Here is a 20,728-nt window from a genome sequence, read left to right on the forward strand (position 1 = left end):
CCTCGCAACTCAGATGAAGTGCTTACGCAGGCGCTGCGACAGGAAGTCGAGCAGGCTGACGGTAATGATGATGACAATCATCAGGGCGCAGGTTTGCTGAAACTGGAACCCGCGAATCGCTTCCCACAAGGTCACGCCAATCCCGCCCGCGCCGACCATGCCGACCACCGTGGCGGAACGCACGTTGGATTCAAAACGGTACAGGGAGTAGGAAATCAGCAGCGGCATTACCTGCGGCAGAACGCCGTAGAGAATTTCTTCGATTTTGTTGGCACCGGTCGCGCGCACGCCCTCAACCGGACCCGGTTCGATGGCTTCCACCGCTTCGGACAGCAGCTTGGAGAGCACGCCGGTAGTGTGAATAAACAGCGCCAGCACGCCTGCGAACGGCCCTAATCCCACTGCCACCACGAACAGCATGGCGAACACCATTTCGTTGATGGCGCGGCAGGCGTCCATCAGGCGGCGCATCGGCTGATAAATCCACCAGGGAACCAGGTTATCGGCGCACATCAGGCCAAACGGAACAGACAGAACCACCGCCAGCGCGGTGCCCCAGACGGCGATTTGCAGGGTAATCAGCATTTCGCCTAAATAGTGCTGCCACTGGCTGAAGTCCGGCGGGAAGAAATCCGCGCCGAAGGTCGCCATATTGCCCGCGTCGCGGAACAGGTTAAGCGGTGCCATCTCCGCGCCCTGCCACGAGGCAATCAGCACCGCCAGCAGCACGGCCCAGCTCAGCAGGGTGAACCAGCTTCGCTTCGGGGGCGCAACAGTAATGGTTTGCATAAGGAACTCCGTAATGCGTCCTCACGGGCGAACCCGTGAGGACAGAGGATTACTGTGCGGCGGTGGTGACGTTGGTCATCGCGCCGAGCGCCGCGTTCAGGCGATCGAGATCGTCGAGCTTCGCCTGCAGTTCGGCGGTTTTGGCCGCGCGATCCTGCTCGCTCAGGGTCTTGTTGGCTTTGACGCTCTGCATCTCTTTAAACAGCGCCAGCTGGCGGATCGGCACCAGTTGCAGATCGCTGGACGGGCGGAACGGTGCCCATGAAAGGCCTTTCAACACCTGCTGCTCTTCGGCGGTTTTGCCGTAGGTGGTGAAGAAGTCGTAGATCTTGTCTTTGGTGGCGTCGGAGAGGTTTTTACGCCAGACGATCGGATCGCCTGGGATCAGCGGCGATTTCCAGATCACTTTCAGCTGGCTGAATTTTTCCGGCGCGGTGGCCTTCAGACGATCGAGGTTTTCGGTGTTATTGGTCGCCACATCCACCTGCTTATTGGCGACGGCCAGGGCGTTGGTTTCGTGGTTGGCGTTGAGGGTGCGTTTGAAGTCGGTCGGCGCGATGTTGTTCTTCGCGAATACGTAGTAGCCCGGTACCAGGAAACCTGACGTCGAGTTAGGATCGCCGTTGCCGAAGGTCAGATCTTTGCGCTTCGCCAGCAGCTCATTAACGTCCTTGATCGGATTGTCTTTGTTGACGATCAATACGCTCCAGTAGCCCGGCGATCCGTCTGCCGCCACGGTCTGGGCGAACACCTGGCCGTTGGCGCGATCCACCGCTTCCATGGCGGAGAGGTTACCGTACCAGGCCACATCCACTTTGTTAAAGCGCATGCCCTGGATAATGCCCGCGTAATCCGGCGCGAAGAAGGCATTCACTTTCACGCCCAGTTTCTTCTCCATATCCTTGAGGAACGGGTCCCACTGCGGCTTGAGGTTTTGCTGTGATTCGGTCGAAATGATGCCAAAGTTAATTGCCTTTTCCTGCTCCTGCGCCTGCGCCGGGCTTAACAGGGCGCTCACGCTGAACATGCTAGTAAAGGCCAGAGCGGCAACCGCTTTGTAATTCATGAAAAGTCCTCAGTAAGTTAGGCGGCCTGCGCGTTCTGCTCGACGCGATTCAGGCTGCGGTAGAGATGGTCGGAACGTTCGCTGTCGAAGGCGCTGCTGGCACCATCGAAAAAGACATTGCCCTGGCGCAGCGCCACAATGCGTTCGCAGTAGCGCAGGGCGTAATCCACCTGATGCAGCGTCACCACGACGGTGATGCCATCCTGACGGTTAATGTCGCGCAGGGTTTCCATCACGATGCGCGCCGATTCCGGGTCAAGCGAGGCAATCGGTTCATCCGCGAGGATCACTTTGGCCTGCTGCATCAACGCGCGGGCAATCGCCACGCGCTGCTGCTGGCCGCCGGACAGTGTGGAAACCCGCTGATACGCCAGATGCGCCATGCCCACGCGGGACAGCGCGTGCAGCGCGCGCTGCTTCTGCTCGCGGCTGAACCAGCTGAAACAGGTGCGCCAGAACGGGGTTGCGCCGAGCGCGCCGATCAGCACGTTTTCTATTACCGTCAGGCGGTTAACCAGGTTGAACTGCTGGAAGATGTAACCGGTCTGGGCACGGGTCTGGCGGATATCGCGGGCCAGACGGCCTGCGCGCTGAACGGTGCGGCCCAGCATTTCGATATGAATTTCCGGGGATTTGTCGCTGGTAATCAGCCCGCTGAGATGGCGCAGCAGGGTAGATTTCCCGGAGCCTGACGGCCCCAGCAGGGCGACCATTTCGCCATTATTGACTTCCAGACTCACCCCATTCAGCGCCTGATGGTTATGGAAAGTTCGGGTCAAATTTTCGACGCGGATAATCGTTTGCATTACACGGTCTCCATGAAAAGTGGCCTCATGTTGACCGGGTAATGTGACGATTCTGTTAACGAGATATGGCAATCGGATGAAGATTGGCCGTTATGCAAAGGATTTATACCCTAAATAATTCGAGTTGCAGGAAGGCGGCAAGGGAGTGAATCCCCAGGAGCTTACATAAGTAAGTGACTGGGGTGAGCGAGCGCAGCCAACGCATCTGCAACTTGAAGTATGACGGGTATATTAGAGAATGCATTCAGCTACCCACTTTTGTCGTAGTGCAAGGTGGGATGGGATTTTCTTAGCTTATGGGGTGCGGATTGTGCGCTTTTTCCGGGTAAGGCTGCGGGAGTACTTTATGCGGGCGATTAACCTCACATAACACGACGCGAAATTAACCTCTGGCAGCGGGAATCAACGATGAGCAAAGACATTGTTTTTTGTGCGGATGGGGTCTGGGGCGGGCCGGACCTTGACGTTCAACACAGCCCGGTGCGGGCAGGCAATGTTTACCAGCTGTTTGTGGCGCTGCGGGGGGAAGTGGATCAGCACAGCCTGCTGCTGGCCAATGAACAGGAGAAAACCTGGCGGGATCCCGACGGGGAAGTCTTACAGGTCGCAAAGTATATTCATGGGGTGGGCGACCCGAATAATCCGTTTGCGAACAGTCTGGATGGGGCGTTTGGTGCCCGGCTTATCGTTCCCGTTGTCAGGGGTTACACCTTTATCAGCCGTCATTATCAGCCAGGCGATCGGATCTGGCTGATCGGATTTAGCCGCGGCGCGTATACGGTGCGGGCGCTGGCTGACATGATCCTCAGCCGCGGTTTGCTGGACAGCGCGCGTTTACGTTTGAACGAGCATAACAAACCCGATGCCTGGCGGCGTGCGGCGGCGGTCTGGACCCAGTATCGTGCCCATGCTGCTCATATGGATGGCGAGTTGCTTGGGCAGGTGATCGGCGATCTACCGGGCTATTTTTGCGAGCCGCCCAGGCATGATGAGCTGATTACCGATGTCCCGGTAGAAGCGGTCGCTGCGTTTGAAACCGTGGGGAAAAGGGGCATTCCCACCTGTTATGAGGATGTCCGCACCGATGTGTTTCGCTTCGAGTCATCGGCGTTAGGTACCCGGATAAAGTACGGTTTACAGGCGCTGGCGATAGATGAAGAACGCATTGAATTTGAGCCGGTACTGTGGGATTTCCGCGATCGTATTTTGCAGGTGTTATTTGCCGGTATCCATGAAGATATTGGTGGCGGCTACGACCAGGAGAGCGAAGAAAGCGCGCTGGCCAATACGACATTACGCTGGATGCGTGATGTGCTGAGCGATCTGGGGTTGCCGCTGGATCAACGACCAATTATCAGCAACGGTTTAGGGCCGCTGCACTGTAACTGGTTCCCGCCGACGCCCTGGCAGCAGATCGCGCCACGGCGGTTTTCTGCACCGGTGCACGCTTCGCTGATGATCCACCAGTCGGTGATTGACCGGATCTATGGCGGCAGCGCGCTGCCGTTTCAGTCGCCAGTCGATGGGCTATGGAAGCTCGGTGAATACCAGCCAGCGTCATTGAGAAAACATATGACCGCTGGCGGTATCCCGAAGAACTGGTCTATTGCTTACTAGCGAAAAACCGCCACGGCATCCACCAGCCGCGTCGCCTGGTGTTTCACGGTAGCAGACGCCTCGGCACCTTCCTCAACCAGGCTGGCATTTTGCTGGGTGATTTTATCCAGCTCATCCACGGCGCGGGTTAATTCAGTCAGCCCGTGCGCCTGATGCGCCGTGGCATCGCTGATTTGCGCAATCAGGCTGGTGACGTTTTCTACCTGTTGCACAATCTCCCGCATGGTTTTACCTGCTACCTGCACCTGTTCTGAACCCGACTCTACATTACGGGTGCTGGCCTCGATCAGCTTGCGAATGTCGCTGGCGGCGGTTGCGCTTCGGCTGGCGAGATTGCGAACTTCCCCCGCCACTACGGCAAAACCTTTCCCCTGTTCCCCCGCCCGGGCCGCTTCGACGGCGGCGTTCAGCGCCAGAATATTGGTCTGAAAGGCGATGCTGTCGATCAGGCTGGTAATGCTGCTGATTTGCGAGGTACTTTGCGCAATCTGATCCATGGTGGCGATGACGGTTTCCATCACTTCGCCGCCGTGGGTGGCCGCGTGGCAGGTTGAAAGCGAGAGCTTATCGGCGGCGCTGGCGGTTGCGGTATTGTGCTGAACCGTGGTGGCGAGTTGATTCATGGTGGCAAGTGTTTGCTGGACGTTGACCGCCGTCTGGCGGGTGCGCTCGCTGAGATCGTCATTGCCCTGCGCCAGCGCGTCGCTGCCCTGGCGGACGGTAACCACCTGGCTGCTGACATCGTTAACCAGCCAGCGAAACATCAGCCCAAGCTGGCTAATCGCGCGCAGCGTAGTACCGATTTCGTCGGCGCGCTGCATATGATCCACGCTATGGCTGGCCCCCGTCGCCACCTGTAATGCCTGTTTGCAAACCTTTTCCATCGGACGGGATACCTGCGCCTCCAGCCACAGGCAAATCACCAGGCTGCAGACGGCCTGAAAGCCCATCACTGTCAGCGCGCTATTCAGCGGCAGCGCGAGAGCCCAGAGCATCAGCGCAGTAAAGGGCAACAGCATTAAGAGCGGCAGGCGGATACGCCAGCGCAGCGGCAGCGTTTTAAACAAATTAAATATTCGGCCCATGCCACGGCGCACCAGTAATCCACTGTAAAACCGGAAGCGGGTTAATTTCCCTTGGGTAATTTTTTTATACAACTCATCGGCATGGGCAATTTCTTCCGGGTGGGCTTTAGTACGAATCGACATATAACCGCACGTTTGGTTATTTCGCACGATGGGTATCGCGTTGGCGCGCACCCAATAAAAATCGCCATTCTTACGGCGGTTTTTCACCAGCCCGGTCCAGGGTTCACCGCGTTTTAACGTCTGCCACATGTCGGCAAATACCTGTTTTGGCATATCAGGATGACGTACAACATTATGGGGATGATTGGCTAATTCATCGCTGCTAAAACCGCTGGCGCTAATAAAACTGTCGTTAGTATAAGTAATATAACTTTGCAGGTCGGTGGTGGACATCAACGTATCATTATCAGCAAGAATATATTCTTTATCAGTTGTGTGAGGTGAATGACGCATAAACTTACCCTTAATAAACGGATACGGTTTTCGGACGGATTTAATATTTATCGGTGGGGGAAGTATTAACTTTAGGTTTTAAATGCGTTTAAGTAATGTCCAAAAATACATAGTTTTAAAATAATACAAATAATGAACAATTATTAACTGACTGATAAATAAAGGAATAAATTTAAATTTGTGATTGTCGTCAACGCGATTAAATATATTATAAAAGCGACTTGAAAATACGGCAGTTATGGCTATGACAGCCAAAAATATGCTGAGAGACAATAAGCGGATGTAATGCATAATAAAGGGAAAGAAAAACTCTGCGCGGCATAGTGGCGCAGAGTCAGCATCAGTTCTTTTTAACGAATTCCGATTTTAACTTCATCGGGCCGAAGCCATCGATTTTGCAATCAATGTTATGGTCGCCTTCTACCAGGCGGATGCCTTTTACTTTGGTGCCGATTTTCAGCATCGAAGAGCTGCCTTTGACTTTGAGGTCTTTGATCACGGTAACGCTGTCGCCATCGGCCAGCAGATTGCCGTTAGCATCTTTCACGATCAGCGTATCGGCTTCTGGCGCTTCTTCAGCGGTGTTCCATTCGTGCGCGCACTCCGGGCAAATGAACATACCGTTATCTTCATAGGTGTATTCGGACTGGCACTGAGGGCAGTGGGGAAGTTGCATGGAGATTTCCTCTTAAAACGGTGGCGTGCTGTAAGCCGCAATAATGTGAAAAACGGGTAGTCACCCGCAAAAACCGAGGATTATAACCTAAATCCCTGGGCTTATCAGGGATTATTCGGGCACTGGCGCAACTCAGTGTAACTTCGGTGGTGGCACTTCACGAAGGTTGTCAATAACCTAAATTTTAGCGCAAATATGCGAAACATATATCGTGATTTGTCTTCTGTCGGTGTTATTCTGGCCTCTTAAGTGATATTTATTATTCTATGGTTATCGACAATCATCAGGGCTACACATCGGCCACTTGAACGCACGCTGAATCATTATCACCGAATGGCTTATTTGGTCATTCCGGATGGCTTTTGCCTATAGCAGATACAAAATAAAAATCCAGTATTGGTCGTCACTATTAGCAATTTTAATAATGCTCCCGGATGGACAAACGGGTTATTTCCAGCAATCAAAACGGCGTTTTAACGATTCGGAATTTATTTCCTTCAGGTAATTATAAAAGGCGTTACCAGATAATAAAAAGATAAAGCAAATAAAACTAAAGAAAATTTGCATTAAGGAAACATTTTATGCATACACAGACAATTTTTGAATTAAGCCAGGAAGCGGAGCGGTTAATCCATCTCGCCATGCATAACCTGGATATGCTGAAAAAAATACCCCTGGCGGTGCAGGAAAATCCATCTGGTTTAGATGGCGCACGGATCGCCACCATTCATCCGTTACACTTCAGCCATAAGGGCGTGGAGGTTCAGCAGGAAACCTTGCGCAATGAACTGCGCAAAGTGACACATCAGGAAATGGTGCTGGCGATCGTCGGCACCATGAAAGCGGGAAAATCCACCACCATTAATGCCATTGTTGGCACGGAAGTGTTGCCCAACCGCAACCGTCCCATGACCGCGTTACCCACTCTGATTCGCCATACGCCAGGCCAGGTTGAGCCGATTCTGCATTTTCCCCATGTTGGACCTATTGAAACGTTAATGGCCGAGCTGCAAAAAAAACTGCACGCCCGGCCACGTGATAATCTCGCCACGCAGTTGGAAATCGATAAAGACATGGACAGCCTGCTGTTGCGCATTGCCAGCGGCACCCGGTTCGAGAAGCAGTATTTAGGCGCACAGCCGATTTTTCATTGTTTGAAGAGTCTCAACGATTTGGTGCGCCTGTCAAAAGTGTTGGATGTGGCGTTTCCCTTCAGCGCGTACACCGCTATCGAACATATCCCGTTTATTCAGGTGGAGTTCGTCCACCTGGCGGGAATGGACCAGGGGTTAGGGCAGTTGACTCTGCTGGATACCCCCGGGCCTAACGAAGCTGGCCAGCCGCATCTGCAAAAAATGCTGCGGGAACAGCTGGCTAGCGCCTCGGCGGTGCTGGCAGTCATGGATTACACCCAGCTTAAGTCGGTTTCCGATGAGGAAGTGCGCCAGGCGTTATCAACGGTGGGCAAATCGGTGCCGCTGTACGCGCTGGTCAATAAATTCGACCAGAAAGACCGCAACAGCGACGATGAAGGTCAGGTGCGGGCGCTGATTTCCGGCACGCTGATGAAAGGGCATATCGAGCCCGACCATATCTTCCCGGTATCGTCGATGTGGGCGTATTTAGCCAATCGTGCGCGCCACGAGCTGATGCATAAAGGCCAGTTGCCGCCCCATACCGAACAGCTGTGGGTGCAGGATTTCGCGGAGGCGGCGCTGGGCCGACGCTGGCGCACCGAATCGTTAACCGATATCACCGCGCTGCGCCATGCCGCCGAGCTGCTGTGGGAAGATTCCCTCTTCGAGCAGCCGATCAAAACGGTGCTGCATGCGGCCCACGCCAACGCGTCGTTGTACGCGCTGCGCTCTGCGTCGCATAAATTGCTCAACTATGCGCAAAGCGCGCAAACCTATATGACCTTCCGCCGCCAGGGGTTGGATATCGCCAGCGACCAGCTTCAGCAAAGCATCGTGCGGTTGCGCCAGAATATCGAAGAGCTGCATTTGTCCCGTAACGGCGTGCGCGATGAGGTTCAGCATGAAGTGGCCCAGGCGTTGCAGAGCGGGGCGGCGTGCATTGCGGACTATCAGCGCCGCATGATCGAAAGCCTGAGCAGCTATTTTCGCAGCGGGCAGATTCCGGAGGTTTCCCTGAGCGGGATTGGCCGTCACGATCCTCATCGTCGCCGCGATTTTGAACCGGGATGCCAGCAGATGATGCTGGAGTCTGAAAACGAAGCGCGTACCCTGCTGCATAAAATCCGAGCCTCCTGCGATGTGATTATGCTGGGCTTCCAGGAAGGCTTGATCCGCGACCTGGCGACGCTGTTCAGCCAACTGGAAATCACTCTGACACGCACACTGCGCGAGGCATTGCATCCGATTGAAACCCGCGTCTCCGACGGCCTGGTCCAGGCGGGATTCAAAGCGCACATTACGCTACCCGCATTCAGCGCTAATCAGCTTAACTTTAATGCGCATTCGCTGTTTAACGATGCAATCGATCAGCAAACGCTACCGCTTAACCGCGCCCGCCATCGGGGGGGAATGAAGGGAACGGTCGTGCGCTGGCTTAACAGCTCGGAGTGGGGCTGGGAAGGGTACACCGCCAGCGCCCGGCGCTTCGTGATTGATATCCCGGGACTGGAGCAAAAACTGTATCAGCACATCGAACAGTTCAGCAGCCAGGTGCGCCAGGCGATGGATACGCAAATCGACCTCTCCGTTAGCGCCGGGCTGACCAGTTTTTTTGCTGAGTTTTCCGGCGCGCTGTCCTCCATTGAAGCCAGCCTGCAGCAAAGCCTGATTGCGAGGCAGCAAAACGAAGATGCGCTGCTGGCGCTGCGTAAACAGCTGCAACAGTGCAATTCCACCGCCGGGTTTATTTATGAGGACGCCCGGTTACTGCGTGATGATATTCAAACCCTCTTTGCAGCGGAGTATGGCGTATGAGGCAGACCGCGTTACTTGATGGACCAGGACGCCATTTGCAAAGCGTTACGGATAAATGGATGGTCGATACGACTCTGGCCGTGCAGCAGCGGCGCGTAATGCCTGCGGTTCCGCATCAACAGGCGATTGGCGAACGGCTGCAAAAAGAGCTGCTGGCGCAATCCAGTTTGCCGAACTGGTGGACCACCGCCGCGATGACCGAGGGCGCACAGTGGTTACCGGGGTTGCTGGACGGCGTGAGCCAGTATCGCCAACCCGGTCATATGGCGCTGAGCCTGATTGCCCAGGCGTTGCTGGCAGAAATTCCGGGCCGGGAGCCAGCCCTGGTGACGCAACTGGAGCAGCTAGGCAGCTATTATCAGCAGTGCGCCACGCGGCTCGAAGATGAACTGGCCGCGCGCGGGCTGGAAAATGAAGCGCGCGAGCATATCGATGCGATATTCGCCCGCTGGCGCTCCGGCCATTATGGCGAGTTTTCTCCGGCGGGGCGTTGTTACGTGGTGCTGGAAGAGCTGCGCTGGGGACGCTGCGGTGCGGCTGTTCGGCTGAGTACTCCGCGCGTGCGTGACATGCTGCTGGAAGAGATCCGCCGACAGGCTACGGAATTACTGGCAAAAAGCGTCGATGCCTCGACACAAACGCGTCATTTTTATCAGCAGTGGCTTAATTCGCCGCCAACGCCGAGCCTGCTGGACTATAAAGATACCCTCAGTTGGTTGGGCAACTGGAGCGACAGCGAACGACAGCCGGTGTGCTGGTCGGTAACCCAGAGCTGGAAAAGCGTGGCGTTGGGCATGCCGCGGTTGTGCTCCGCGTCGCGCCTGGCCGGGGCGATGGTGGATGAAGTGCTGGTAGATTCGCTGGCAGCCTGATTTATCTCATCTTTATAAAGCAAAACGCCGCACTCGGGAGTGCGGCGTTTTTTTTCAGGCTTAACGATTAGTGGTGTTGAACCTGTTGCTCTGGCTGTTTCGCTTCAGCGGGTTTATAGCCGCCGACGTGTTTGGCGTACAGCGCGGTGATAATCGGCACCAGGATTGCGGTGACGATAACGCTCGCGGCAACCAGCGCGGTAGCTGAAGCGGCGACCGGTTCAAACGCCGGGTTAATCTGCGCGATGATCACCGGGTTAGCGACCGCTGCGCCTGCTGCAGAAGACGCAGCCACACCTGCAGTACCGTTACCGCCGCCAATCACGCGGTCAGCGATAATCAACGGAATACCGGTGATAACGATAACCGCCACGCCCAGCACGACGCCCAGCAGGCCCGTATCCAGAATCACACCCAGGTTAATGGTGTTACCCAGCGCGAAGCCGAAGAACGGGATCAGGACCGGCGTTGCTTTGCTGAAGAACGCGCGGAAATCGTGGTCCAGGTTGCCCAGGGTGAAACCAATCAGGAACGGCAGAACAGCGCCGATAAAGTGGTGCGGTTCAAACGATGCCAGACCGGCGGAACCCAGGATCACCATGGTCATCAGCGGGCCGGATTCCAGAGACATCAGGACGAATGCGCCAGACTCTTCTTTAGTACCGTACTGGTTCATCAGGCTGGCATAAAGACCGCCGTTGGTCATATCCATAGCAGATACGATGGCCAGAACCGAAATACCGGCAAAGAAACCGGTCTGAATCCCGCCTTCCGGGATAAACGACGCGGCAATCATCGCGACCAGCCAGGCTACGCCGATTTTAGTGATTACCAGCGTACCGGATTTACGCAAAACGGTGCCGGTTGCGCGCAAGTCGATAGAGGCCCCGATACAGAAAAACCAGACCGCGAGAATCGGTACCGTTCCGCTGATCATACCTTTGGTAAAGGAACCAAAATATGCGCCGGTGTCAGGTGCAAAAGTATTGAGTACGGCACCGAGCAGCAGCGGAATAAGCATCATCCCGCCCGGGATTCGTTCCATAGTCGCTTTAATCTTCATGTACAAGCCTCTTAACTTAGATTTTCTGGTATCAGCAGGCAGGTTCTGCAAGCTGCTAATAAAAAGGAATTTTTGTGCGTTGCGAGCCGTAGTGTCTTCTCTGAGGCGCGCCTTTACGGGTCACCTTGCCGTCTGGCTTACGCAAAAATCTGAATCCCGCTAATCAGTGGTGATACTATTGATCCATTGGAATATTGATTCAATAGAAATGAAACGTTGTTTTAGTTATCTTCGTCACAATATTGATTTTTGGTTTTGTTAAGATCGATAGCAGCGAAAATTAATGTAAAGAGTTTGTACTTTTTATTGTTGAATATGCTGAATTAATAATAACGGGCGTTATTCTTAGCCCCCGTAACGTCACTGAGGAGACATAATGGACGTACGCCAAAGTATTCATAGCGATCACGCTAAAACCCTGGACACTGCCGGGTTACGTAAAGAGTTTTTGATTGAAAAAGTTTTCGTGGCTGATGAGTACACCATGACGTACAGCCATATCGACCGCATTATTGTGGGCGGCGTGATGCCGGTTAACCGCACGGTGAGCGTGGGCGGCGAAGTGGGTAAACAGCTGGGTGTGACCTATTTCCTGGAGCGTCGCGAGCTGGGCGTGATCAACATCGGCGGTCCTGGCCTGATCCGTGTTGACGGCACCTGCTACGAAATGAACCACCGTGATGGCCTGTATGTGGGTAAAGGTGCGAAAGAGGTGGTGTTCGAGAGCACCGATCCGGCAAACCCGGCGCGTTACTACTACAACTGCGCCCCGGCACACCTGACTTATCCGACCAAACGCGTTACGCCGGCTGATGTCGCACCGGTCACGCTGGGCGAAGATGTCACCAGCAACCGCCGCACCATCAACAAATATTTCGTGCCGGACGTACTGGAAACCTGCCAGCTGAGCATGGGCCTGACCGAACTGGCACCAGGCAACCTGTGGAACACCATGCCGTGCCATACTCATGAGCGCCGTATGGAAGTCTATTTCTACTTCAACATGGACGAGAACAGCTGCGTATTCCACATGATGGGTCAGCCGCAAGAGACGCGTCATATTGTGATGCAGAACGAGCAGGCGGTCATTTCCCCGAGCTGGTCAATTCACTCTGGCGTCGGCACCAAAGCTTATACTTTCATTTGGGGTATGGTGGGTGAGAACCAGGTGTTTGACGATATGGACCACGTAGCGGTTAAAGATTTGCGTTAAGACTCCGTCTGATATTTCACACTTGTTTATACAAAAAGCGCCTGCTAATTATTACGCGGGCGCTTTATATTTCGGACGCGGTTAATGTCTGGTTAACCAGGGATAATTTGAAATAGATTACCGCTGCGCTTTTACCCCCTGATAATAGTGCGGAAAAAGTAAGCCCTTATAATTTTCTTTGGTCTTCATGCTTAACGTATTTTGGGATGGCATTCCCATGACTTTGGGCTGAAGGAGAAAGCGGCTTCCATCTCATCGGCGGTATATTGCATTATCTCAGGCGATGTCCTGGCCTTACAGACCACAAACAACCGCCATCCTGCATCGGTTTCGCTGTGCGCTCTTTCGTTGCGTGAAAGGAGAAAACGCGGCTGCGATGAATCAGTGCCTTTAACTTCGGCCAGAATGAAATTTTTGCCCTTCTGGGCATAGAGGTCGTACCCGCAATTATCGCTTTGCCGATCTTTTACCGTATAGCCGTTATCTTCAAGATATTTCCAGACGGCTTTGATGGCGGCTTCTTCTACAGCTTTTCTGGTTTTCGCATCCCCATATTGTCCATCGAAACTGTCTGTCGCTGGTTCTGCGACGTTTTCCAGAAACAGTACGCCATCAATGTTTTGCACTAACCGATCGGCACGATATTTTGTGATGGTGTGTTTATCGCGTTTAATGGCGATTGCCCGATAGAGCCCGTAAAACTTCCAGCGGTTGGTGGTGAGTTTAACGTAAGCCGGAACCACAGCCTGAGAAGCCAGAAAACGCTCCGCCCGCGCCACCATATTTTTGCCGCCGCCAAACACTATCACTTCTGGTCCCAATGGATTAATCGTCAATTTTAACGCCAGGCCTTTGATTATATTATTTTTTGTACGAATGTAGTCGATACCGCCTGCGGTCAGCGCGGCTAATTCTGCTGTAGTAACAAGCGGCGGCCAGCTAATAGGTTGGGTCATGTCTTTCCCTAAGTTAAATAAATCCTGTTGATTTATAAGATTATTTTTAACGGGATTAGAGGTGAATTGGTAGAGGAGAAGGAAATTTTGTACTGGAAAAGTAGATGCCGGGACGTAGAAAAGCAAAAACCCGCCTTTTGGGCGGGTTCTTTAAAATAGTGGTGCCCGGACTCGGAATCGAACCAAGGACACGGGGATTTTCAATCCCCTGCTCTACCGACTGAGCTATCCGGGCAACGGGGCGAATTAAACCGTAAAGGCCGCATGGCGTCAACGGCTTTGTCATAAAAAATCGGTAAATCTGTGTTGATTGACTGCTTTTCAGGCAAAATCCGCAAAAGCGGACATTTTCACGTCAATGCGCCACCGAGGCGGCACTGCGCGAAGCGCAGAATATCTTCCGCCAGATGGCGAGCGGTATCCACGTCGGCCTGGCTGCGCTTCACCAACAGGCGGCTCAGGCAACCTTCCAGGATCAGTTCCATTTGCTTTGCGACCATGGTTGGGTCGTCTACTTCCAGTTGGGTGAGCAGCGCGTGCGTGTAATCCAGCGCCGCTTTTTTCTGGCGGTCAGCGATCTGGTGAATAGGGTGCGAGGCATCCGGATAAAAGGTACAGGCAGCGATAAACAGGCAGCCTGGATAGCGATTCTGGCTGACGCATTCGGTCAGCGCCTGATAACGGTACAGCAGCTTCTGCTCGATGCTCAGCTCGTCATTATGAAGCAGCTGCCTGCGCCAGGCTTCGACTTGCTCATTCAGATGACGCAGCGCGTCATAAAACAGCGCCTCACGGTCGGGCCAGAAGCGGATAATCTCTTCAACGGGATAATTCGCTCTGGCGGCCACCATCTCCAGCGTGGTGTTGGCAAGCCCCTTTTCTTCTAATACATGCAGGGCGTGCTCAAGTACTTGTTCGCGTTGCACGGTTCACTCCTCCGTTCGTCCCAACGGTTATTCCCATCCCAAGTGTTGTTTACCGGGCCAGATTGTGCAAATGCGCGGTAAAGTCTGCGGCGTTCATAAAGCCGGTCACGCGCTGCTGCGGTTGCTCCTGGCCGTTTGCGTCATAGAACAAAATGGTTGGTAAGCCCAAAACCTGGAGATGCTTCAATAAAGCGACATCCTGAAGGCTGTTGCGCGTGACGTCCGCCTGTAGCAGCACAGTGTTCTCCAGCGCGCGATGCACGTCAGGATGGCTGAACGTATATTTCTCAAACTCTTTACACGCCACGCACCAGTCGGCGTACAGGTCCAGCATTACAGGTTTCCCTTTCGCCTGCGCCAGTGCGCTGTTCAGGGAGTCGATATCGGTAATGCGCGTAAAGTTGAGATGAGCCTGCGCCGTCTGCACCGACGCATCAAACGCCCAATCCTGTAGCGGACGGGCGGCGACTAGCGCAGCGCCCAGCAGGGCGATTTGCAGTACCCGCATCCAGCCTTTATGGCTGTTAAGCGACGTGATAAACGCCCAGCCGAAGAACGCGACGCCCAGCAGGCTCCACAGGCGTAATCCCCAGGCTTCGCCGATCACGCGTTCCAGCAGGAACACCGGCAGGGCCAGGATCACGAACCCAAAGGCGACTTTAACCTGCTGCATCCACGGCCCGCTTTTTGGCAGCAGCCGGTTGCCGAATACCGTTACCAGAATCAGCGGCAGCCCCATGCCCAGCGCGTAAAGATATAACGTCCCGCCGCCCAGCCAGAGATTGCCGCTCTGGGCGATATACAGCAGGATGGCGCTCAGTGGCGCGGTGGTGCACGGCGAGCAAATCAGCCCGGCAATCGCCCCCATGCTGAACACGCCCGCCAGCGAGCCGCCCTGCTGGCGGTTGCTGAGCAGCGTCAGGCGCGTTTGCAGTGAAGAGGGCAGTTGCAGCGTAAACAGACCAAACATCGACAGCGCCAGGGCGATAAACACCACTGACAGGCTAATCAAAATATAAGGATGTTGCAGCGCAGCCTGGAACTGCATTCCGGCGGCGGCCACAATCAGGCCCAGCGCCGTGTAGGTGAGCGCCATCCCCTGGACGTAGACAAATGACAGCCACAGCGCGCGCGCCGTCGACAGGCGCTGTTTGCCTCCTAATACGATGCCGGAGATCAGCGGGTACATCGGCAGGACGCACGGCGTAAATGCAATACCAATACCAATCAACAGCGCCCACAGGGCGGAGAAGGGGAGTTGAGTGGGTTTTTCTTCCGGGGCGGTAACCGGCGCGGGGGCAAATTCACCCGGCGCGACCGCATTGAGCGGAACGACTTTGGTTTCTGGCGGATAGCAGAAGCCCGCTTCGGCGCAGCCCTGATAGGTGACGCGCAGCGTCGCGCCCTGCACCGCCTCGCTAATGGGGAGCGTGACGGAGAGCTGATGCTTATAAATTTCGGTTTTGCCGTAAAACTCATCTTCATGCCACTCGCCGGCAGGAAGATTTAACGCGCCGACCGTGGCCTGTGCTGGCGTCACGCTGATTTGCTGGCGGTAGAGATAGTAGCCAGGTTTGATTTGCCAGTTCAGCCCCAGGCTGTTGCCCTGCTGCTGGAAATCAAAGGCGAAAGCGCTGTCCACCGGGACAAACTGGCTTTTCTGAGAATCGAATAATCCGGCGTAAACCTGGGTGCTGCAAAACAGCAGAATTAGCGTAAGGATGCGTTGAGCCATGAGAGGTAATCGCTATCTCCGTGGAGCACTGGCAAAACCAGTAATTCAGGGGTTTGGTAAGGATGATGGGATCTCAGGCACGCCAGCAGCGCGTCCTGATGCTGGGTATCGCTTTTCAGCAGCATTTGTACTTCATACTCCTGTTCGAGCTTCCCTTCCCAGTAATAGAGCGACGAGGCGCCGGGCAACAGCGTGACGCAGGCGGCCAGTTTCTCACTTAATGCTTTGGTCGCCAGTTCTTGCGCAGTGGCTTCATCCGGGGCGGTGCAGAGTACTACGACAGCGGTGGGCGTGGTCATAATCATCCTCGTCTCAGTGAAAGCAGGCACTATATCACGGGCAAGGGGGCGGGATAATGAAACGGGCCGCAATGCGGCCCGTTTTTACTTTTGATGACAATGGCTGTGATTACAGCACCATACCGCCCACGATAAAGCCGAGGATCACGCACAGCGCGATAGCCACTACCCCCGGGATCAGGAAGGCGTGGTTAAACACGTATTTACCGATACGGGTCGAGCCGGTGTCGTCCATCTCTACTGCCGCCAGCAGCGTCGGGTAAGTCGGCAGCACGAACAGCGCGGAAACCGCAGCAAAAGAGGCCACGGCGGTCAGCGGGCTAACGCCCAGCATCAGCGCAGCCGGCATCAGGGCTTTGGTGGTCGCTGCCTGGGAGTAAAGCAGGGTAGCGGCAAAGAACAGCACCACAGCCAGCAGCCACGGATAGCTGTTCAGCAGATCGCCCGCGACAGCCTGGATATCTTCGATGTGATGTTTTACGAAGGTATCGCCCAGCCACGCCACGCCCAGTACGCAAATACAGGCGCTCATACCGGATTTAAAGGTACCCGCGTTGAGGATGTCGCCGGTGTTGATTTTACAGGTCAGGCAGATCAGGGTCGCCACGGTAAGCATGAATACCACGATCGCTTCGTTACGCGGCAGCACCGGGTTCGCGATCAGACCCACGGTCGGGCTGATAGCGGTGGCGTACAGCATAACGGCCACAATACCGATCAGGAACAGCACCACGGCGCGCTTGGCGTGCGGTTTGATGACAAACGCCTGAGTGCCGCGCAGGCTCACTTCGCCACGGGCTAAACGCTCCTGATACACCGGATCGTCTTTCAGTTCCGCGCCCAGGAAGTTACACAGCACGGCAGTCAGCATTACGGCAACCAGCGTTACCGGAATACAGATGCCCAGCAGCGTCAGGTAGCTTACGCCCAGCGGCTCAAGGATACCCGCGAAGAACACCACTGCCGCAGAGATCGGCGAGGCGGTAATCGCAATCTGCGAAGCGACAACGGCGATAGACAGCGGACGGGAAGGGCGGATGCCCTGTTCTTTCGCCACTTCGGTGATCACCGGCATGGTGGAGAACGCGGTGTGGCCCGTACCCGCCAGGATGGTCATAAACCAGGTGACCAGCGGGGCAAGGAAGGTAATGTATTTCGGGTGACGACGAAGCAGTTTTTCCGCAAGACTTACCAGGTAATCCATCCCGCCGGCAACCTGCATAGCGGCGATAGCGGCGATAACCGCCATGATGATTTCGATAACGTCAAACGGGATCGCCCCGGGTTTAATTTGAAACATCAGGGTCAATACCAGAACGCCCAGACCGCCAGCAAAGCCAATGCCTATGCCGCCGAGCCGGGCACCGAGGTAGATCGCCAAAAGGACTATGACGAGTTCAGCACCAAACATAATGCGCTTCCTTGTGTTTTAACGAGTTGATAATAAATTGTTGTATTTTAGTATCTGCCAGAAACGAAAAAGGCACGTCACAGGTGACGTGCCTTTCGCAGTATTATGAAGAACTGTTACTGTTCGCTTTCATCGGTATAACGTTTCGCTTTGTAAGCCGGGTGCATCAGGTTATTCACGGAAAAAATATCGTCAAGCTCTGCTTCAGTGAGCAGACCACGTTCAAGGACGACTTCGCGCACGCTCTTACCGGTTTCGGCACAGATTTTCCCGACGATATCGCCGTTGTGGTGGCCGATAAACGGGTTCAGGTAAGTGACGATACCGATGGAGTTATAAACGTAGCTTTCGCAGACTTCTTTATTCGCGGTGATACCGTTAACGCATTTTTCCAGCAGGTTGTAGCAGGCGTTGGTCAGGATATGAATCGATTCGAACATCGCTTCGCCAATCACCGGCTCCATCACGTTTAACTGCAGCTGACCGGCTTCAGAGGCCATGGTCACGCAGGTATCATTGCCGATAACTTTGAAGCACACCTGGTTAACCACTTCCGGCACAACCGGGTTCACTTTGGCTGGCATGATGGACGAGCCCGCCTGCAGTTCCGGGAGGTTGATTTCATTCAGGCCAGCACGCGGGCCGGAAGAGAGCAGACGCAGGTCATTACAAATTTTGGAGAGTTTCACCGCCAGGCGTTTCAGGGCGCTGTGTACCATCACGTAGGCACCGCAGTCAGAGGTGGCTTCAATCAGGTCTTCCGCCGGAACCACCGGCAGATTAGATACTTCAGCCAGCTTCTGTACCGCCAGGTGCTGATAGCCGTCCGGCGTGTTCAGGCGGGTACCGATGGCGGTCGCGCCGAGGTTCACTTCCAGCAGCAGTTCAGAGGTGCGCAGCAGGTTTTTGGTTTCTTCGTTCAGCAACACGTTAAACGCGTGGAATTCCTGGCCGAGGGTCATCGGCACCGCGTCCTGCAACTGAGTGCGGCCCATCTTCAGAATGGTTTCGAATTCAACGGCTTTGCGCTGGAAGCCTTCGCCCAGCTGGTTAATCGCGTCTACCAGTTTCACGATGGAGGCGTAAACCGCGATGCGGAAGCCGGTCGGGTAGGCATCGTTAGTGGACTGGCATTTGTTAACGTGGTCGTTCGGATTGAGGTACTGGTACTCGCCTTTCTGATGTCCCATCAGTTCCAGGCCGATGTTTGCCAGCACTTCGTTGGTATTCATGTTTACAGAGGTGCCTGCGCCGCCCTGGTAAACGTCTACCGGGAATTGATCCATGCATTTCCCGTTGTTCAGCACTTCATCACAGGCAGCGATGATAGTGTTCGCAATACTTTTAGGAATGGTTTGCAACTCTTTGTTAGCCATCGCGGCGGCCTTTTTCACCATCACCATTCCGCGAACGAATTCCGGTATGTCGCTGATTTTACTGTTGCTGATGTAAAAGTTTTCAATCGCTCTCAGAGTGTGTACGCCGTAATAGGCCTCCGCTGGAACTTCCCTGGTACCCAACAAGTCTTCTTCGATACGAATGTTGTTTAACATGTGAACCTTCTTTCTCAAGCTGACGAATGTTTTACCAAACTCACAGAATATATGTGGTTATGGAGGATTAACGACCGACAAATATCTCCTTATTCGGTCTGATACCCATGATCATATGCTGTTATCCGCGAAAAGCCGTAATCTGGATCACTTATTATGGGCGTTGTTGCATTACATTTATTAATCTGTGAAATAGGTCACCGGTTAACAATTTCTAAAAAAAATGTCTCGGCAATCCGATTGAAAAGTGGCTATGGCGTCGCCATTTCATGATGATGCGTGAGCAAATTTCTTCCTACAGGCGCGTCGGCGTCTGTTTTTTTATACACAGGAGAATACTGTGCGTTGGTTACCCTTTATTGTCTTTTTTCTCTACGTCTACATAGAGATTTCGATTTTCATCCAGGTTGCCCATGTGTTCGGCATCTTTATGACCCTGGTGCTGGTGATTTTCACGTCGGTCATCGGGATGTCGCTGGTGCGCAACCAGGGATTCAAAAATTTCATGCTGATGCAGCAGAAAATGGCGGCGGGCGAGAGCCCGGCGGCAGAAATGATCAAAAGCGTGTCGCTGGTCATTGCCGGTTTCCTGCTGTTGCTGCCTGGCTTCTTTACCGATTTCCTCGGCCTGTTGCTGCTGCTCCCGCCGGTGCAAAAGCATCTTACCCTCAAGCTGATGCCGCATTTACGCTTTAGCAAAATGTCTGGCGGCTTTGGCCCTGGCGGCAACAGCGGCCAGACTTTCGACGGCGAGTACCAGCGTAAAGACGATACCTCAAACCGCCTCGAAGACCGCGATCGCGACGATCGCTAAAAAAGTTAAATTTTTTTCTGCTTCCCCCCTTGAAGGGGGGAAAACCTAACCCCATCTCTCAGGGCACCAGCCGGAAACCCAGTGGGTTTCGGCGTTACCCGAAAACTAATACGGACTTTCTCAAAGGAGAGCTCTCAATGAATATTCGTCCATTGCATGATCGTGTGATCGTCAAGCGCAAAGAAGTTGAAACCAAATCTGCTGGCGGCATCGTTCTGACCGGCTCCGCAGCGGGCAAATCTACCCGTGGCGAAGTACTGGCTGTAGGCAATGGTCGCATCCTGGAAAATGGCGAAGTGAAGCCGCTGGATGTGAAAGTTGGCGACATCGTGATTTTCAACGATGGCTACGGCGTGAAAGCAGAGAAGATCGACAATGAAGAAGTGTTGATCATGTCTGAAAGCGACATTCTGGCAATTGTTGAAGCGTAATTACACGCG

Annotated in this window: 18 protein-coding genes and 1 tRNA gene; 6 read left to right on the plus strand and 13 right to left on the minus strand. The window is 54.2% G+C overall.

Annotated features, from left to right (window positions below):
* Window positions 1-9 precede the first annotated feature (9 nt).
* From phnE to phnC, 3 genes are read right to left on the minus strand one after another with little or no spacing between them, the layout of a single operon-like run.
* Complete coding sequence (phnE, locus tag FND52_RS12450; protein WP_125294691.1) at window positions 10-789, minus strand: phosphonate ABC transporter, permease protein PhnE; 780 nt, start codon at window positions 787-789, stop codon at window positions 10-12.
* A 49-nt stretch (window positions 790-838) separates the two neighbouring features.
* Entirely contained in the window at window positions 839-1,855 is a 1,017-nt protein-coding gene (gene phnD, locus FND52_RS12455; protein WP_144131124.1) for a phosphonate ABC transporter substrate-binding protein, read from the minus strand.
* 17 nt (window positions 1,856-1,872) lie between these two features.
* The gene (gene phnC / locus FND52_RS12460) at window positions 1,873-2,661 is read right to left on the minus strand and encodes a phosphonate ABC transporter ATP-binding protein (protein WP_125294689.1); all 789 of its coding nucleotides are present in this window, start codon (window positions 2,659-2,661) and stop codon (window positions 1,873-1,875) included.
* 408 nt (window positions 2,662-3,069) lie between these two features.
* Here phnC and FND52_RS12465 point away from each other — a divergent pair, with 408 nt between their 5' ends.
* Window positions 3,070-4,278 (plus strand): phospholipase effector Tle1 domain-containing protein, encoded by a 1,209-nt coding sequence (locus tag FND52_RS12465; RefSeq protein WP_144131126.1) that lies wholly within the window; start codon window positions 3,070-3,072, stop codon window positions 4,276-4,278.
* Here the strand turns inward: FND52_RS12465 and FND52_RS12470 are convergent.
* Together FND52_RS12470 and FND52_RS12475 are read right to left on the minus strand one after the other, a co-directional pair.
* A complete protein-coding gene (locus FND52_RS12470; RefSeq protein ID WP_144131128.1) occupies window positions 4,275-5,819 on the minus strand; it encodes a methyl-accepting chemotaxis protein in 1,545 nt (514 codons plus the stop codon). The genes FND52_RS12465 and FND52_RS12470 overlap by 4 nt on opposite strands.
* A gap of 340 nt (window positions 5,820-6,159) precedes the next feature.
* Entirely contained in the window at window positions 6,160-6,495 is a 336-nt protein-coding gene (locus FND52_RS12475; RefSeq protein WP_125294686.1) for a zinc ribbon domain-containing protein YjdM, read from the minus strand.
* Window positions 6,496-7,076: 581 nt separating this feature from the next.
* On the opposite strand from FND52_RS12475, the gene crfC reads away from it, so the two are divergent.
* Window positions 7,077-9,446, plus strand: a complete 2,370-nt coding sequence (gene crfC / locus FND52_RS12480; RefSeq protein ID WP_144131130.1) for a clamp-binding protein CrfC — start codon at window positions 7,077-7,079, stop codon at window positions 9,444-9,446.
* A 59-nt stretch (window positions 9,447-9,505) separates the two neighbouring features.
* A complete protein-coding gene (locus tag FND52_RS12485; protein WP_167509355.1) occupies window positions 9,506-10,318 on the plus strand; it encodes a diguanylate cyclase regulator RdcB family protein in 813 nt (270 codons plus the stop codon).
* A gap of 67 nt (window positions 10,319-10,385) precedes the next feature.
* Here FND52_RS12485 and kdgT read toward each other — a convergent pair whose 3' ends face one another.
* A complete protein-coding gene (gene kdgT, locus FND52_RS12490) occupies window positions 10,386-11,381 on the minus strand; it encodes a 2-keto-3-deoxygluconate transporter (protein WP_144131132.1) in 996 nt (331 codons plus the stop codon).
* 376 nt (window positions 11,382-11,757) lie between these two features.
* On the opposite strand from kdgT, the gene kduI reads away from it, so the two are divergent.
* On the plus strand, window positions 11,758-12,594 hold the full coding sequence (kduI, locus tag FND52_RS12495) for a 5-dehydro-4-deoxy-D-glucuronate isomerase (protein WP_125294682.1): 837 nt from the start codon (window positions 11,758-11,760) through the stop codon (window positions 12,592-12,594).
* 191 nt (window positions 12,595-12,785) lie between these two features.
* Here kduI and FND52_RS12500 read toward each other — a convergent pair whose 3' ends face one another.
* The 7 genes from FND52_RS12500 to aspA form a co-directional block, all read right to left on the minus strand.
* Window positions 12,786-13,676: a protein NO VEIN domain-containing protein gene (locus tag FND52_RS12500; RefSeq protein WP_144131134.1), complete on the minus strand. Its 891-nt coding sequence runs from the start codon at window positions 13,674-13,676 to the stop codon at window positions 12,786-12,788.
* Window positions 13,677-13,709: 33 nt separating this feature from the next.
* Window positions 13,710-13,785 (minus strand) — tRNA-Phe (locus tag FND52_RS12505).
* Window positions 13,786-13,900: 115 nt separating this feature from the next.
* Entirely contained in the window at window positions 13,901-14,476 is a 576-nt protein-coding gene (locus FND52_RS12510; RefSeq protein WP_125294680.1) for a transcriptional regulator, read from the minus strand.
* Between the two features lie 49 nt (window positions 14,477-14,525).
* Window positions 14,526-16,211, minus strand: coding sequence for a protein-disulfide reductase DsbD (locus tag FND52_RS12515; protein ID WP_144131136.1), 1,686 nt, complete (start codon window positions 16,209-16,211; stop codon window positions 14,526-14,528).
* The gene (gene cutA / locus FND52_RS12520; protein ID WP_125294678.1) at window positions 16,187-16,510 is read right to left on the minus strand and encodes a divalent cation tolerance protein CutA; all 324 of its coding nucleotides are present in this window, start codon (window positions 16,508-16,510) and stop codon (window positions 16,187-16,189) included. The genes FND52_RS12515 and cutA overlap by 25 nt, the downstream gene beginning before the upstream one ends.
* A 109-nt stretch (window positions 16,511-16,619) precedes the next feature.
* The gene (locus tag FND52_RS12525; protein WP_125294677.1) at window positions 16,620-17,921 is read right to left on the minus strand and encodes an anaerobic C4-dicarboxylate transporter; all 1,302 of its coding nucleotides are present in this window, start codon (window positions 17,919-17,921) and stop codon (window positions 16,620-16,622) included.
* A 116-nt stretch (window positions 17,922-18,037) separates the two neighbouring features.
* Window positions 18,038-19,474 carry an aspartate ammonia-lyase gene (gene aspA, locus FND52_RS12530; protein WP_125294676.1) on the minus strand — a complete coding sequence of 479 codons (1,437 nt, stop codon included), beginning with the start codon at window positions 19,472-19,474 and terminating at the stop codon, window positions 18,038-18,040.
* A gap of 340 nt (window positions 19,475-19,814) precedes the next feature.
* On the opposite strand from aspA, the gene FND52_RS12535 reads away from it, so the two are divergent.
* Both FND52_RS12535 and FND52_RS12540 read left to right on the plus strand, forming a co-directional pair.
* Window positions 19,815-20,288, plus strand: coding sequence for an FxsA family protein (locus tag FND52_RS12535; RefSeq protein ID WP_144131138.1), 474 nt, complete (start codon window positions 19,815-19,817; stop codon window positions 20,286-20,288).
* A gap of 137 nt (window positions 20,289-20,425) precedes the next feature.
* Window positions 20,426-20,719, plus strand: coding sequence for a co-chaperone GroES (locus tag FND52_RS12540; RefSeq protein WP_125294674.1), 294 nt, complete (start codon window positions 20,426-20,428; stop codon window positions 20,717-20,719).
* Window positions 20,720-20,728: the final 9 nt, after the last annotated feature.

Source organism: Atlantibacter subterraneus, assembly GCF_007570865.1.
Classification (GTDB): Bacteria; Pseudomonadota; Gammaproteobacteria; order Enterobacterales; family Enterobacteriaceae; genus Atlantibacter; species Atlantibacter subterraneus.

Excerpts from the sequence above, each read along its gene's own strand:
- phnE (WP_125294691.1), bottom strand. The coding sequence starts at position 789 with ATGCAAACCATTACTGTTGCGCCCCCGAAGCGAAGCTGGTTCACCCTG.
- phnD (WP_144131124.1), bottom strand. The coding sequence starts at position 1,855 with ATGAATTACAAAGCGGTTGCCGCTCTGGCCTTTACTAGCATGTTCAGC.
- phnC (WP_125294689.1), bottom strand. The coding sequence starts at position 2,661 with ATGCAAACGATTATCCGCGTCGAAAATTTGACCCGAACTTTCCATAAC.
- FND52_RS12465 (WP_144131126.1), top strand. The coding sequence starts at position 3,070 with ATGAGCAAAGACATTGTTTTTTGTGCGGATGGGGTCTGGGGCGGGCCG.
- FND52_RS12470 (WP_144131128.1), bottom strand. The coding sequence starts at position 5,819 with ATGCGTCATTCACCTCACACAACTGATAAAGAATATATTCTTGCTGAT.
- FND52_RS12475 (WP_125294686.1), bottom strand. The coding sequence starts at position 6,495 with ATGCAACTTCCCCACTGCCCTCAGTGCCAGTCCGAATACACCTATGAA.
- crfC (WP_144131130.1), top strand. The coding sequence starts at position 7,077 with ATGCATACACAGACAATTTTTGAATTAAGCCAGGAAGCGGAGCGGTTA.
- FND52_RS12485 (WP_167509355.1), top strand. The coding sequence starts at position 9,506 with ATGGTCGATACGACTCTGGCCGTGCAGCAGCGGCGCGTAATGCCTGCG.
- kdgT (WP_144131132.1), bottom strand. The coding sequence starts at position 11,381 with ATGAAGATTAAAGCGACTATGGAACGAATCCCGGGCGGGATGATGCTT.
- kduI (WP_125294682.1), top strand. The coding sequence starts at position 11,758 with ATGGACGTACGCCAAAGTATTCATAGCGATCACGCTAAAACCCTGGAC.
- FND52_RS12515 (WP_144131136.1), bottom strand. The coding sequence starts at position 16,211 with ATGGCTCAACGCATCCTTACGCTAATTCTGCTGTTTTGCAGCACCCAG.
- cutA (WP_125294678.1), bottom strand. The coding sequence starts at position 16,510 with ATGACCACGCCCACCGCTGTCGTAGTACTCTGCACCGCCCCGGATGAA.
- FND52_RS12525 (WP_125294677.1), bottom strand. The coding sequence starts at position 17,921 with ATGTTTGGTGCTGAACTCGTCATAGTCCTTTTGGCGATCTACCTCGGT.
- aspA (WP_125294676.1), bottom strand. The coding sequence starts at position 19,474 with ATGTTAAACAACATTCGTATCGAAGAAGACTTGTTGGGTACCAGGGAA.
- FND52_RS12540 (WP_125294674.1), top strand. The coding sequence starts at position 20,426 with ATGAATATTCGTCCATTGCATGATCGTGTGATCGTCAAGCGCAAAGAA.